We start from the raw sequence: 13,152 nt of genomic DNA on the forward strand, positions 1-13,152 counted from the left end.
GACCGGCATCTGCTCAAATCATTGCGAAAGCCGTTGCATGTCCTCTCACAATGCCCAAACCAAAGGACTTCTGCTCACCGCGCTTGGCGGGCTGGCGCTGACCATCGACATTCCCCTGATCCGGCTCGCCCATGGCGAAGCCTGGACGATCCTTTTGCTGCGCACCGGCTGCACCTTCGTGGCAGGGCTGATCGTATGGGCCATCTGGCGCTCGTTCAGCAAGAATGCTCCGCAGCTGATACCCGGCTGGTCGGGGCTCGTCGTCGCCACCCTCTACGGGCTCGGCGCAATCGCCTTCATCACTGCCGTCTACAACACCTCGACCGCCAATCTGGTTTTCATCCTGGCCTTCTCCACCATGTTCTCGGCGCTGCTGTCGTGGCTGTTCCTGAAGGAGCGACCGCGGCCGCTGACGCTTGCGGCAATGGCGCTGATGATCGTCGGCATCGCCATCATCGTCGGCGATTCCGTCGGCACGGGATATCTGTTCGGCGACGTGATGGCGCTGTGTTCGGCCTTGGCGATTGCCTGCGCCATCACCGTTTCGCGCGCCAGCGGCAGGGATATGGGGTTCACCGCGCTGACCGGCGTCCTGCTGCCGTTCGGGCTGGCGGCACTCATGGTTTCCAAGACCGGTTTCCAGGTGGAAGCGCCATGGTGGATCGTTTTCAACGGCGCCGTCATCATGCCGTTCGCCTTCTTCTGCCTAGCCAACGGGCCGAAATACATTTCAGGCCCGGAAGTGGCGATGTTCTATCTCCTGGAAACGGTTCTGGCGCCGGTCTGGATATGGATGATCTTTGCCGAGACGCCGTCGCGCAACAGCCTGATCGGCGGCGTGATCCTGATCGTCACGTTGGTCGCGCATTCCCTGTGGCAGCTGCATGAGGGGCGCAAGCGCCGGGCAGCACTTGCTGTCGCTTACCCAGCCTGACTTTTCTTCGCCGGGCCGGCGACAATCTCGATCTGCGGCGGCCCGCCTTCGAGCTCGGCGACGGCATCTGGAACGGTGTCTTCGGCCAGTTCCACCTCGCGCAGCCATTCGCGCCATATCGCCACCAGCAGCGCCATCAGCACGGGGCCGATGAACAGGCCGAGAAAGCCCATCGTCTTGACGCCGCCGATCAGGCCGAAAAAGGTCGGCAGGAAGGGCAATTTGATCGGTCCGCCGACCAGCTTCGGGCGCAAGGTCTTGTCGACGATGAACAGTTCCACCGCGCCCCAGATGAACAGCGCCAGACCCGCCATCGGCGAGCCGCTGGCGGCGAGGTAGATCGACACAAGCGTAAACGACAGCGGCGCGCCACCGGGGATCAACGCCATCACGCCGGTCAATGCGCCCAGCGTCACCGGCGACGGCACCCCGGCCAGCCAGTAGGCGATGCCGAGTACCAGCCCCTCGCCGATGGCGATCACGGTCATGCCGGTAACGGTCGAGGAAATGGTCGCCGGCACGACGCGCGAAATCCGCTCCCAGCGCGTCGGCAGGATGCGTTCGCCGAGCCGGTCGATCTGGCTGGCAAAGTGTTCGCCGTCGCGGTAGGCGAAGAACAGCGCGATCATCATGAACAGCAGCGTCAGCAACAGGCCGAAGGCGCTGCCGCCGGCAGCCAGCACGCCGCGATAGATGCTGCCGATATTGGCGCCGCTGACCAGCTGGATCAGCTCGCCGATGCCGCCGGGATGGCCGAAATTGTCGATCCACTGTTCGTTCAGCCACTCGCCGACGACAGGCAGCGAGGTGATCCAGTGCGGTGTGACCGCGCCGTGCCTGTTGGTCTCGATCGCCCAGCCCACCCATTCGCGGACCTCGTTGATGGCGTAGGTGCCGGCGAGCGCTATCGGCACCACCAGGAAGGCAAGGATGAACAGGATGGCGAGCGTCGCGGCGACGGTGCGGTTGCCGCCGACACCGGCAAGCAGCCGGCGGTAGAGTGGCCAGCTGGCAAAAGCAATGACGAGGGCTGCCAGCACGGGAAACAGGAAGCCGTGGAAGAAATAGACGCCGGCAGCAACGATCAGCACCAACAGCCAGCGCGCCGCCGACAGCGGCGGAATGACGGCGGATCGCAACGGTGTCGACAGGCCGAACAGGCGCTGCTGACGTTCCGGCTTCTGGATCTTCGCTTCCTTCAAACGGTCAATTCTCCCCAGCCTACACAGCGTTTATGCACTGTTATAGTGCCGCAATCGTGACGATAGTCCAAATGGTTGGGGTAGTGTGCTGAGAGTTCTGCAAATTCGCTGAGAGGGGGCGGTCATGGCAGGCTGGTGATTGTTCACGTCACCTGATTCCCGCGAAGGAACGCCACCATGACCAAGACTGAAGTTAAGACCGCCAGCGCTGCCGTCAAAGACATTTTGCTTTCGAACCCGGATGGATTGCACGAAGTGCTCCGTGCGGTGATGCAGGAGGTGCTTGAGGCCGAGATGGACGAGGCGCTGGGTGCCTCGAAGAGCGAGCGCACGCCCGAACGGCTTGGCTATCGCTCGGGCTATTACGGCCGTACCCTTGTGACGCGGGTCGGCAAGCTCGAGCTGCGGGTTCCGCAGGACCGTGCCGGGCGCTTCTCCACCGAGCTGTTCGAGCGCTACCAGCGTTCCGAGCGGGCCTTGGTGGCGACACTGGCGGAGATGTATGTGCAGGGCGTGTCGACCCGCAAGGTGAAGGCGATCACGGAAGAACTGTGCGGCCATGCCTTCTCGGCCTCGTCGATCTCGGCCATCAACAAGCGGCTGGACGAGAGCCTCGCTGCCTTTGCCAGGCGCCCCCTTCAATAGCCGTTTCCTTACCTCATCCTCGATGCGCGCTACGAGAAGGTGCGTGAAGCCGGTGTTGTCATGAGCCAGGCGGTGCTGATCGCGGTCGGTATCGACTGGGACGGAAGGCGCCAGATCCTGGCCGTGGAGATGGCCAATCGCGAGAGCCGCTCGGCTTGGAGGGACTTCCTCGTCGGCCTCAAGGCGCGCGGCCTCAAGGGCGTCGAGTTGGTTGTGTCCGACGATCACGCCGGCCTGGTGGCAGCGATCGGCGAGGTGATCCCCGAAGCCGCCTGGCAACGCTGCTACGTGCACTTCCTCAGGAACGCGCTCGATCATCTGCCGAGGAAGCACGGCGACGACTGCCTGCAGGAATTGCGCTGGCTCTACGACCGGCGCGATCTCGCAGAGGCCAGGGCTGATCTTGCCGCATGGCTTGCCAAATGGTCGGCACGCTATCCGCGCCTGACAGGCTGGGCCGAGGATGCCATCGAACAAACCCTGACCTTCTTCAGGCTGCCGAGACAGCACCACAAGCATCTCAAATCCACCAACATGCTGGAGCGGCTCAACGAGGAAATCCGCCGGCGCACCTATGTCGTGCGCATCTTCCCCAATACCGAAAGCTGCCTGCGCCTGGTCAGGGCCTTGGCCGTCGAGACCAATGAAAACTGGATGGAGGCCAACCGATACATCAATATGGACGACCTGCGCGAGCACAAGAAGCTCGCTCTGCGCCAAGCCGCATGACCAGCATCATGGCCGCCCCTTTTTGCAGAACTTGACGCACACAACCATGGTTGGTGAAGCTGCCAATCTCCCCCCTTGTGGGGGAGATGTCCGGCAGGACAGAGGGGGGCGCGAAGGATCGCCAGCCTGGCACCCGACATTGAAGACCCAAGAGTTGCGACCGAGTGGCGAGCCATGACCATTTGATGCGCTGGCGGGACAGCGCCCCCCTCTGGCCTGCCGGCCATCTCCCCCACTTGGGGGGAGATCAGCAGCTTCAACCAAATTTCCCCGTCCGCGGGAATCCCTTCGGCACCATCCGTCCGGCCGACGCTCTCGCGCCGATCCATTCCGCCAGCTCCTCGCGCGACCTGACGAAGGTGCGGTCGGCGGAATCCTGCCAGGACAGGCCGCTCGCCAGCGTGAAGGGTTTCAGGTCGAGCAGACCGCCATCCTTGTATTTCTGCAGGCGAACGCCCTTGCCGCGGCCCATCTCGGGAATTTCGGAGAGCGCAAACACCAGCATCTTGCGGTTCTCGCCGACAATGGCGAGATGATCGCCTGACACCGGGACGCAGGCCTTGGCCTCGTCGGGCGCCTTGACGTTCATCACCTGCTTGCCCTTTCGGGTGTTGGCGACGACTTCCTCCTCAGGCACGACGAAACCATTGGCATCGTAGGAGACGAGCAGCAGCTTGCGCTTCGGGTCGTGGACGAAGGCGGTGACGATGTCCTGGTCGTTGTCCATGTCGACGATGATGCGGATCGGTTCGCCATGGCCGCGGCCGCCCGGCAGCCGGTCGGCGCCGATGGTGTAGAATTTTCCGCCGGTGGTGAAGACCAGGATCTTGTCGGTGGTCTGGGCATGGAAGGCGAGCTTGAGGCTGTCGCCTTCCTTGAAGGTGAGCGTGGAATGGTCGGCCAGATGGCCTTTCATCGCCCGCAGCCAGCCCTTTTCCGAGACCACCACGGTGACCGGCTCGCGCTCGATCATGGCGTGCGCAATGTCGGTCAGATCATGCTCCGGCGCGTCGGCGAACTGGGTGCGGCGCTTGCCGAGTTCGGTCTCGGGGCCGAACTTGTCGCGAACCTGCGTGACTTCCCATTTGATCGTCGACCATTGCTTGGCGTCGGATGCGAGCAATGCCTCGATCTGCTTCTTCTCGGTGGTGAGACCGTCGAACTCCTTGCGGATCTCGAACTCTTCCAGCTTGCGCAAGGCCCGCAGCCGCATGTTGAGGATGGCTTCGGCCTGGGTGTCGGTGAGCGACCAACGGGCCATCATCACCTGCTTGGGCTCATCCTCCTCGCGGATGATCCTGATGACCTCGTCGATGTTGAGGTAGGCGATCAGGTAGCCGGCAAGGATTTCCAGCCGCTTCTCGATCTCGCCAAGCCGATGCTTCGAGCGGCGGATCAGCACATCGCGCCGATGGTCGAGCCACTCCTTCAGCACGCCCTTCAGCGACAGGACGTTAGGCACCTTGCCCCGCGACAAAACGTTCATGTTGAGGGGAAATCGGCTTTCGAGCTCGGTCAGCTTGAACAGCGATTCCATCAGAATGCCGGGATCGACCGAACGGCTCTTCGGTACGAGCACAATGCGGACGTCCTCGGCGCTTTCGTCTCTGACATCCTCGAGCAGCGGCAATTTGCGCGCGATCAACAGCTCGGCGATCTTCTCGATCAGCCTGGCCTTCTGGATGCCGTAGGGGATTTCAGTGACGACGATGCTCCAGGTGCCCCTGCCCTGATCCTCCTGGCCCCATTTGGCGCGCACGCGAAAACCGCCGCGGCCGGTCTCATAGGCCTCCAGGATGGATGCGCGGCTGTCGACGATGATGCCGCCGGTCGGGAAATCCGGCCCCTGGACGAACTCCATCAGCTTTGTCACGGGCGCGTCCGGCTGCTCGATCAACTGCAGCGCCGCGTTGCAAAGCTCGGCGGCATTGTGCGGCGGGATGGAGGTAGCCATGCCGACCGCAATGCCGGAGGAACCGTTGGCGAGCAGATTCGGGAAGGCGCCGGGAAGCACTACGGGCTCCTCGTCCTCCTCGTTGTAGGTTGGCCGGAAATCGACGGCGTCCTCGGTGATGCCGGCAAGCAAATCGCTCGCCACCTCGGTCATGCGCGCCTCGGTATAGCGCATGGCGGCGGCGTTATCGCCGTCGATATTGCCGAAATTGCCCTGCCCGTCGACGAGGGGATAGCGCATGGAGAAATCCTGCGCCAGGCGCACCAGCGCGTCGTAGATCGACTGGTCGCCATGCGGATGGAACTTGCCCATCACGTCGCCGACGATGCGGGCGCATTTGGCAAAGCCCTGGTCGGGGTTGAGCCTGAGCAGCCGCATCGCATGCATGATGCGGCGATGCACAGGCTTCAGCCCGTCGCGCACGTCAGGCAGCGCCCGGTGCATGATGGTCGACAGCGCATAGGCGAGATAGCGCTCTTCCAGCGCCTTCTTCAGATCGACCGGTTCGATGTGGTCACCACCGCCATTTTCAGGCGGCAAAATCCTTTTTCCCATGCGGCTGGACTAGCCGAGCGGGTGATTCGCGGCAAGGCGGGGCTGCGGAAATCCGCACTTTGCAGCCTTTGGGCTTACGAGGGCGGCTCAAGGTCCGACAATGGATGTGACGGACTTCATGTTCCCCCTTGCCGTCCCTGTGCAACAGCAACGGTAGCAGTGCTGTTGCCAACCAACATCAATCTGTTACACGCCCTCTCTAAGGCAGGAGACGGTACGCAGGGGAGCCCGACCTTCATGACATATTCACCGCGTCGGGCGAAGGCTCCCGCTCCGATTTGCCTTTCGCCGTGATTTTCGACAACTCTGCGGGAAAGCGCCTTTTTCCCGTCCAGTTCGTCACGGAATGGTGATGGCGTAGAATTGAGAAAACACTTTTTCAGGACTCTCTCAGGGAACTCGCGATGACAATCCAACGTTCGACACTCAAGAAACTTGCTTTTTCGACCTTTTTGCTGACGCTGCCGCTGAATGCCGCCTTTGCGCAAGACACGGCGGTTGCCGACCGACTGAAGGCCGCACTTGCCGTCCAGGGCGTCGATATCACCTGGACCGGCGTTACCGGCGACAATTCCAGCATGGTGCTGCAGGGCGTGTCGGTCAAACCGGCGGCCGAAAAGGAGGCGCTGCCGATCGGCGACGTCAAGCTCGAAGGCGTGACCGAAGCCAATGGCGGCTTCGATGTCGCGACCATCACGACTTCGGCCTTCGAGCACAGCAAGGACGGCGTCACGCTCAACCTCACCCCCTTCGTCATCCACGACGCCAACATCCCGGCTGAGGGCGCTACAGGCCCGCTCGGCTCGATGATGATCTACAAGTCGGCCGAACTCGAAAACCTGACGGTCAAGGTTGCCGACAAGACCGCCTTCTCGGTGGATGGGCTTGCTGTCCAGATCACGCCGCCGGCCGACGGCAAGGCGATGGAGTTTTCCGCCACCACGGAAAAGTTCAACGCCGACCTGACCCTGGTCGACGATGCGAAGTCCAAGGAAGCCATCGAGGCCCTCGGCTACCAGAACATCTCGGGCAATATTGAGATCGGCGGCACCTGGCAGGCGAGCGACGGCAAGATGGACCTGTCGAAATACGACATCTCGGTCGAGAATGCCGGCACGCTCGGCATGACCTTCGGCCTCGGCGGCTACACGGTCGACTTCGTCAAGTCGCTGCAGGAGATGCAGAAGAAGATGGCGGCGCAGCCCGAAGGCGCCGACAATTCGGCGCAAGGCATGGCCCTGCTCGGCCTGTTGCAGCAGCTCTCCTTCAACAGCGCCTCGATCCGCTTCGATGACGATTCACTCACCGGCAAGGTGCTTGAATATGTCGGCAAGCAGCAGGGCATGTCGGGCAAGGACATCGCCAACCAGGCCAAGGCGATCGTGCCGTTCGGCATGGCACAGCTCAACAATCCCGAACTGACCGCCGAAGTGACGGCGGCGGTGAGCAAGTACCTCGACGATCCGAAGAGCCTCGAGATTTCGGCCGAGCCGCCGGCAGCGGTGCCGTTCGCGCTGATCATGGCCAGTGCCATGTCCAACCCGGCCGACCTGACCAAGACGCTCGGCGTCCATGTCAAGGCCAACGAAGACTGATCGAAGTTCGCTCCCTTCTCCCCGTCACTATACGGGGAGAAGGTGCCGGCAGGCAGATGAGGGGCGGCGCCAACGCCTGCAAATTGTGGTTCGATGCTGAACCGATTGTCAGAAGGCGCCAACTGCTAAGGCCGTTCGCCAATCGCCTGCATGCGTGCTGCCCCTCATTGTCCTGCCGGACATTTCTCCCCGTATAGAGACGGGGAGAAAGGGCAGCTGCAACGCTGCCCTCAGTCCTTCTTCACTGCCGCGACACGCAGCGACAGATCACGCAACTGCTGCGGCGACGCCTCCGAGGGCGCGTTCATCAACAAATCGTAGGCCTGCTGGTTCATCGGGAACATGGTGATCTCTCGCAGGTTCTTGGCGCCGACCAGCAGCATGACCACGCGGTCGACACCGGCCGCCATGCCGCCATGCGGCGGCGCGCCATACTGGAAGGCGCGATAGAGGCCGCCGAAGCGCTCCTCGACCGTGGCGCGGTCCAGCCCGACCGTCTCGAACGCCTTGACCATGGTCTCGGGCAAATGGTTGCGGATACCACCCGAAGCGATCTCGAAGCCGTTGCAGACCATGTCGTACTGGAAGGCCTTGATGCCGAGCAGGTCGTCGCCGTTGAGCGCGTCGATACCGCCTTGCGGCATCGAGAACGGGTTGTGGGCGAAGTCGATCTTCTTCTCCTCCTCGCTCCATTCGAAGAACGGGAAGTCGACGATCCAGCACAATTCGAAGCGCTCGCGGTCGACAAGGTTCAGTTCTTCGCCGGCACGCGTACGCGCGGCACCGGCGAAGGTGACGAACTTCTTCGGATCGCCGGCGACGAAGAAGGCGGCGTCACCCGCTCCGAGTCCCAACTGCTTACGAATTGCCTCCGTTCGCTCTTGCCCAATATTTTTTGCTAGCGGCCCGGCACCTTCAAAGCCAGACGGATTATCCTTACGCCATTGCTCAATTTTCGCGGCCGCCTGAGCAAATTTGGCATTCTCAACGGCATCCCCCTTGTCATCAAACTGCTCGTATCCGAGGTCTTCGAGAGACGGTTGGCCACGCCAGAAGATGTAACCCAGGCCCGGCTGGCCCTCGCCTTGCGCCCACGAGTTCATTCGGTCGCAGAAGGCGCGGCTGCCGCCGGTCTTGGCGGGAATGCCCCACACTTCGGCCTTGGGATCGTTGGCCAGGATGTTGGCGAACACCTTGAAGCCGGAATCGCGGAAATGATCGGACACGGCTTGCATCTCGATCGGGTTGCGCAGGTCCGGCTTGTCGGAGCCGTATTTGCGCATCGCGACATCGTAAGGGATGCGCTGGAATGTCTGCGTCACCGGCTTGCCGTTGGCGAAGGTCTCGAAGACGCCCCGCATCACCGGTTCCATGGTCGACAGCACGTCGTCCTGCTCGACGAAGCTCATTTCGAGGTCGAGCTGGTAGAATTCGCCGGGCAGGCGGTCGGCGCGCGGGTCTTCGTCGCGGAAGCAGGGCGCGATCTGGAAATAGCGGTCGAAGCCGGAGACCATGATCAGCTGCTTGTACTGCTGCGGCGCCTGCGGCAGCGCGTAGAAGGTGCCGGGATGGATGCGCGAGGGCACCAGGAAGTCGCGCGCGCCTTCCGGCGACGAGGCCGTCAGGATCGGCGTCGAGAATTCGGTGAAGCCGACATCGGTCATGCGCTTGCGCATCTCGGCGATGATCTTGGTGCGCGCCACGATGTTCCTGTGCAGCGTCTCGCGGCGCAGGTCGAGGAAGCGATACTTCAGGCGGATGTCCTCGGGATAGTCCGGCTCGCCGAACACGGGCAGCGGCAGTTCCTTGGCCGCCGACAGCACTTCGATCTCGCGGGCAAAGATCTCGATCTCGCCGGTCGGCAGGTTGGCATTGGTGGTGTCCGGCAGACGCGCCTTGACCTCGCCGTCGACGCGGATGACCCATTCGCCACGCAGCGTCTCGGCGACCTTGAAGGCGGGCGAATCCGGATCGGCGACGATCTGGGTCAAGCCGTAATGGTCACGCAGATCGATGAACAGCAGGCCGCCGTGGTCGCGCACGCGATGCACCCAGCCCGACAGGCGAACCGAAGAGCCGACATCGCTCTTTCTCAACTGGGCACAGGTGTGGCTGCGGTAACGATGCATTGTCATGTCAAAATTCCGGGGTGCTGGGTTGTGGCCCGAGCATCAAAGCCCGGTCCAAAATTTGCGCGAAAAGCGCATGGGAGGCCGGATTTGTCAAGGCAAGCCGGGTTTGGGTCGCCGCTCTATGCGATCGTCAGCATTGAAGTCTTTGACAGGCTTGGCGCATTGCCGCCAGAAGTGTTTCTCGCGACAGTGCCGTCATCAGGCGATCTGGAGATACTTCATGCCAAAACGCACAGTACCGCCGGGTGTCGGGCCGCATAATGGCCGCGAGTTGGAACTGATGCTTCAAGGCGACAAGCCAATTGCCCTATTCGGGGCGGAACCGGGTATGGACGCCGATGATATTGGCGATGCAGGTTTTGCACCGTTTGTCGACGAAGGTCGCATCCTGAAGTTCACCCAGATTGTTCCTAAAACCTCAGTGGAAGAGCGCTGCTACTGCCTGCCGACAGAAGAATGGCACTGCAAACTGAGCTTGTTGATCTCCAGAATGTGCCGCAGCGGAGAGGCCTTTGACATCTTCACATCGAATGATCTGGCGAGGCTTGAAGGCACTCTTCTTGGCTATTCGAAGGAAGATATTGAAGCGTTCATCGTACACGCTGCGTCGAGGAAAGCGCCGAATTCCAGCACGGTTTGAACGATTGCTTTTAAGCTGGCTCCCCGCCTAGGAGCCCAAAGCCGACTGCTGGAGGCATTGTGCAAGATGATCGATGACCAATGAAGCGCTGGCGGAGGACGTTGCGGCGCGATGAAGGCGTATCTCCGCCCCCGGCAATGGCGGCACATAACGGCCGGGATTGATACCGCGCAGGCCCGGCGCCAGCATGCTGCCTTTGACCACGGTGATCGCGAGGCCCTGCCCGACGATTGCTTCCGTAGCAGCCAGGCTCGGGCTGACATAGGCCAACCGCCAGGGACGGCCGGCTTTGTCGAGCGCCTCGATGGCCCAGGCGCGAAACAGGCAATCGGGATAGGACAGCGCGACGGGCAGCGGATCGAGCTCTTCGACGGCACGGGTGGAGGCGGCCGCCCAGATCGCACGCTCGCGGCATATCAGATCGCCCTCGGAGGTACCTTCCGGGTGCATGGCGATGACGGCGTCGAAAGATGAGCCGAGGCGTTTGAGCAGCAAGGCGGTGAGACCGATCTCCATGTCGACCTGCACGAGCGGAAATCGCTGGGCAATATCGGCAAGCAGGCTTGGCAGGATTTTGGTGCCATAGTCTTCCATCACCCCGATGCGAACGTGCCCGGCCACACGCTGATTGGAAACGCGTGCTATCGCCTGCTCGTTGAGGGCAAGGATACGGCGGGCATCGGTCAAAAACCCCTCCCCGGCCGCGGTCAGTTCAACTCGAGCGGTCGAGCGGCGAAACAGCGCGGTGTCGAGGCGTTCCTCAAGGCGCTTCACCTGCAGGCTGACGGCTGCCTGCGTTCGATTGAGCTGTTCGGCGGCGCGCGTGAACGAGAGCCGGTCGGCAACGACGATGAAGGCGCGCAGCAGTTCGGGATCCAGGGTGTTCATAGCCAAGCATTATCAAACTCATTGCACTTATTCGATTCCTTTCGACCCGCCTGCCCGATATCGCTGGCGCCGAACTGGCCAGGTTGGGACAAGAATGGAAATTCTGGGCGTGCTGGCGGCGATTCTTTCTAGCGCTCTTGGCGGCACCGCTGTCGGCGCAACCCGATATCTCGCCGGTACGCTCGATCCGATTACCATCGGCGCGGTGCGGTTCAGCGGCGGCTTTCTGGTTCTGGCCGCAGTGGCGCTCTGGCGGCGGGACAAATGGCCTGCGAAGAGCGACTGGCTTGGCGCCGGCGCCCTGGGCCTGCTGTTCTTCGGCCTGTTTCCGGTGCTCTTCAATGGCGCCCTTGTCTACACCACGGCGGCGCGCGGTGCGCTGGCGCTTTCGACACTGCCGCTGCTCACCATGCTTGCCGGCGCGGTTCTGCGGATCGAGCCGCCTACCATGCGCAAGATCGTCGGCGTCCTGATCGCCATGGCGGGGGTGGCCGTCGCGCTCGGCACCAGCCTGGCGACTGCTCCCGCAGGCGCATGGCGCGGCGACCTCATCATGGTCGCGGCGGCGTTCTGCATGGCGCTCTACAGCGTCTGGTCACGACCATTCCTGTCGCGCACCACGCCGATCCCGTTCGTGGCGTTCGGCATGGGCGTGGGGGCCATCTGCCTGTCGGTGATTGCCGCCTCGAACGGCGGCCTGGCGCGGCTTGCGACGCTCAATGCACCGCAATGGATCGCGAGCGGATATCTCGCCATCGTCTGCGGTGCCTTCATTTTCTTCCTGTGGGGGTTCGCGCTCGGGCGCGCCGCGCCGACACTGGTTGCCGTCTCGGTCGCGGTCAATCCGGTGACGGCGTCGATCTTCGCCGTCGTCGTCCTGGGCGAACAGGTCGGCGCGAACCTGCTTGTCGGGCTCGTGGCGGTGCTGACTGGAATAGCAATCGCATCGGGAGCCACCAGAAGATTCGGCCTGTGACGGTCAGCCTCTTGCGTGAACAGCCCGCGCACGGCGCTACTTCAAGCGAAGTGGATTTCAGCGCCCTGGCGTTCGAAGTCGGCGAGGATTGCGGCCGGCGCGGTCTTTTCGACCACGAGGTGGCGGATCGCCTCTGGCCTGGCAACCCGGTAGGGTGCGGCTGTGGCCAGCTTGTCGTTGGTTACAGCGATGACGATGCCTGCGCTGTTCTTGGCCATGGCCCGCTTTACCTCGGCCTCAGCCGAATCGAAGGCCGTGACGCCGCGCGACGCATCGAGACCGCAGGAGCCGAGAACAAACAGGTCCGCGCCAAGTTGCGCGACAGCGGCAAGCGTGTCGGCGCCGACGCAGGCGCCGAGATGGCGGTCGAACCGCCCGCCCAGCACAATCAGTTCGACCAAAGCGTGGTCTGACAGGACGGAGGCAATTTCGAGCGAATTGGTGGCGACGGTCAGATCGATGTCGCGCGGGATGGCCCTGGCGATCGCGGCATTGGTCGAGCCGCTGTCGATGAACAGGGTCTGTCCGCGCGAAAGCAGTGCCACGGTCGCGCGGGCCAGCCGCGTCTTTTCTCCGACCGCATGGCCGGCGCGCAGGCCGACCGGCGTGGCCGCGAAGGGTGCGGCCGCGACCGCGCCGCCATAGACGCGGCGGCACTGCCCGGCCTTGGCCAACTCCCTGAGGTCGCGCCGAACCGTGTCTTCCGAAACGCCGAAGCGGCCTGCCAGCTCGCCGGCCAGCACCCTTCCCTCGACGGCCAGGCGATCGCGAATAATTTGATGCCGCTCATCGGTCAGCATTGCATGATCCTGTTTTTTTCCATGCACGTTCTTGCACGATTTGCATGTTTGTGCAAGATGTAGGCATATCAAACAGTGACAACCGTCGACTCTCTTCCCCGA

General features: G+C 62.7%; 9 protein-coding genes and 1 pseudogene. 5 read left to right on the top strand and 5 right to left on the bottom strand.

Annotation, left to right across the window (positions count from 1 at the left end):
- Positions 1–37: 37 nt before the first annotated feature.
- Positions 38–934, top strand: a complete 897-nt coding sequence (locus NKL06_RS02620) for a DMT family transporter (RefSeq protein WP_023693243.1) — start codon at positions 38–40, stop codon at positions 932–934.
- Here NKL06_RS02620 and NKL06_RS02625 read toward each other — a convergent pair.
- Positions 922–2,136 carry an AI-2E family transporter gene (locus NKL06_RS02625; RefSeq protein WP_023693242.1) on the bottom strand — a complete coding sequence of 405 codons (1,215 nt, stop codon included), beginning with the start codon at positions 2,134–2,136 and terminating at the stop codon, positions 922–924. The two genes, NKL06_RS02620 and NKL06_RS02625, sit on opposite strands and share 13 nt — an antisense overlap.
- 177 nt (positions 2,137–2,313) lie before the next feature.
- Here NKL06_RS02625 and NKL06_RS02630 point away from each other — a divergent pair.
- Positions 2,314–3,510 (top strand): annotated as a pseudogene (locus NKL06_RS02630) (IS256 family transposase).
- Between the two features lie 256 nt (positions 3,511–3,766).
- Here the strand turns inward: NKL06_RS02630 and parC are convergent.
- Positions 3,767–6,019 (bottom strand): DNA topoisomerase IV subunit A, encoded by a 2,253-nt coding sequence (parC, locus tag NKL06_RS02635; RefSeq protein ID WP_023694915.1) that lies wholly within the window; start codon positions 6,017–6,019, stop codon positions 3,767–3,769.
- Positions 6,020–6,423: 404 nt separating this feature from the next.
- Between parC and NKL06_RS02640 the strand changes: the two genes are divergently transcribed.
- Positions 6,424–7,614 (top strand): aq_1923 C-terminal domain, encoded by a 1,191-nt coding sequence (locus NKL06_RS02640; RefSeq protein ID WP_023694914.1) that lies wholly within the window; start codon positions 6,424–6,426, stop codon positions 7,612–7,614.
- A gap of 230 nt (positions 7,615–7,844) precedes the next feature.
- On the opposite strand, the gene aspS is transcribed toward NKL06_RS02640, so the two are convergent.
- Positions 7,845–9,743, bottom strand: a complete 1,899-nt coding sequence (gene aspS, locus NKL06_RS02645) for an aspartate--tRNA ligase (RefSeq protein WP_023694913.1) — start codon at positions 9,741–9,743, stop codon at positions 7,845–7,847.
- 223 nt (positions 9,744–9,966) lie between these two features.
- Here aspS and NKL06_RS02650 point away from each other — a divergent pair, with 223 nt between their 5' ends.
- The gene (locus NKL06_RS02650) at positions 9,967–10,386 is read left to right on the top strand and encodes a hypothetical protein (RefSeq protein ID WP_023694912.1); all 420 of its coding nucleotides are present in this window, start codon (positions 9,967–9,969) and stop codon (positions 10,384–10,386) included.
- Positions 10,387–10,413: 27 nt separating this feature from the next.
- Here NKL06_RS02650 and NKL06_RS02655 read toward each other — a convergent pair whose 3' ends face one another.
- A complete protein-coding gene (locus NKL06_RS02655) occupies positions 10,414–11,274 on the bottom strand; it encodes a LysR family transcriptional regulator (RefSeq protein ID WP_081725618.1) in 861 nt (286 codons plus the stop codon).
- A 94-nt stretch (positions 11,275–11,368) separates the two neighbouring features.
- On the opposite strand from NKL06_RS02655, the gene NKL06_RS02660 reads away from it, so the two are divergent.
- Positions 11,369–12,250, top strand: a complete 882-nt coding sequence (locus tag NKL06_RS02660; RefSeq protein ID WP_023694910.1) for a DMT family transporter — start codon at positions 11,369–11,371, stop codon at positions 12,248–12,250.
- A gap of 41 nt (positions 12,251–12,291) precedes the next feature.
- Here the strand turns inward: NKL06_RS02660 and NKL06_RS02665 are convergent, their stop codons facing one another.
- Positions 12,292–13,050 carry a DeoR/GlpR family DNA-binding transcription regulator gene (locus NKL06_RS02665; protein ID WP_023694909.1) on the bottom strand — a complete coding sequence of 253 codons (759 nt, stop codon included), beginning with the start codon at positions 13,048–13,050 and terminating at the stop codon, positions 12,292–12,294.
- Between the last annotated feature and the right edge of the window lie 102 nt (positions 13,051–13,152).

Source organism: Mesorhizobium sp. C268A (assembly GCF_040324475.1).
Lineage (GTDB): Bacteria > Pseudomonadota > Alphaproteobacteria > Rhizobiales > Rhizobiaceae > Mesorhizobium.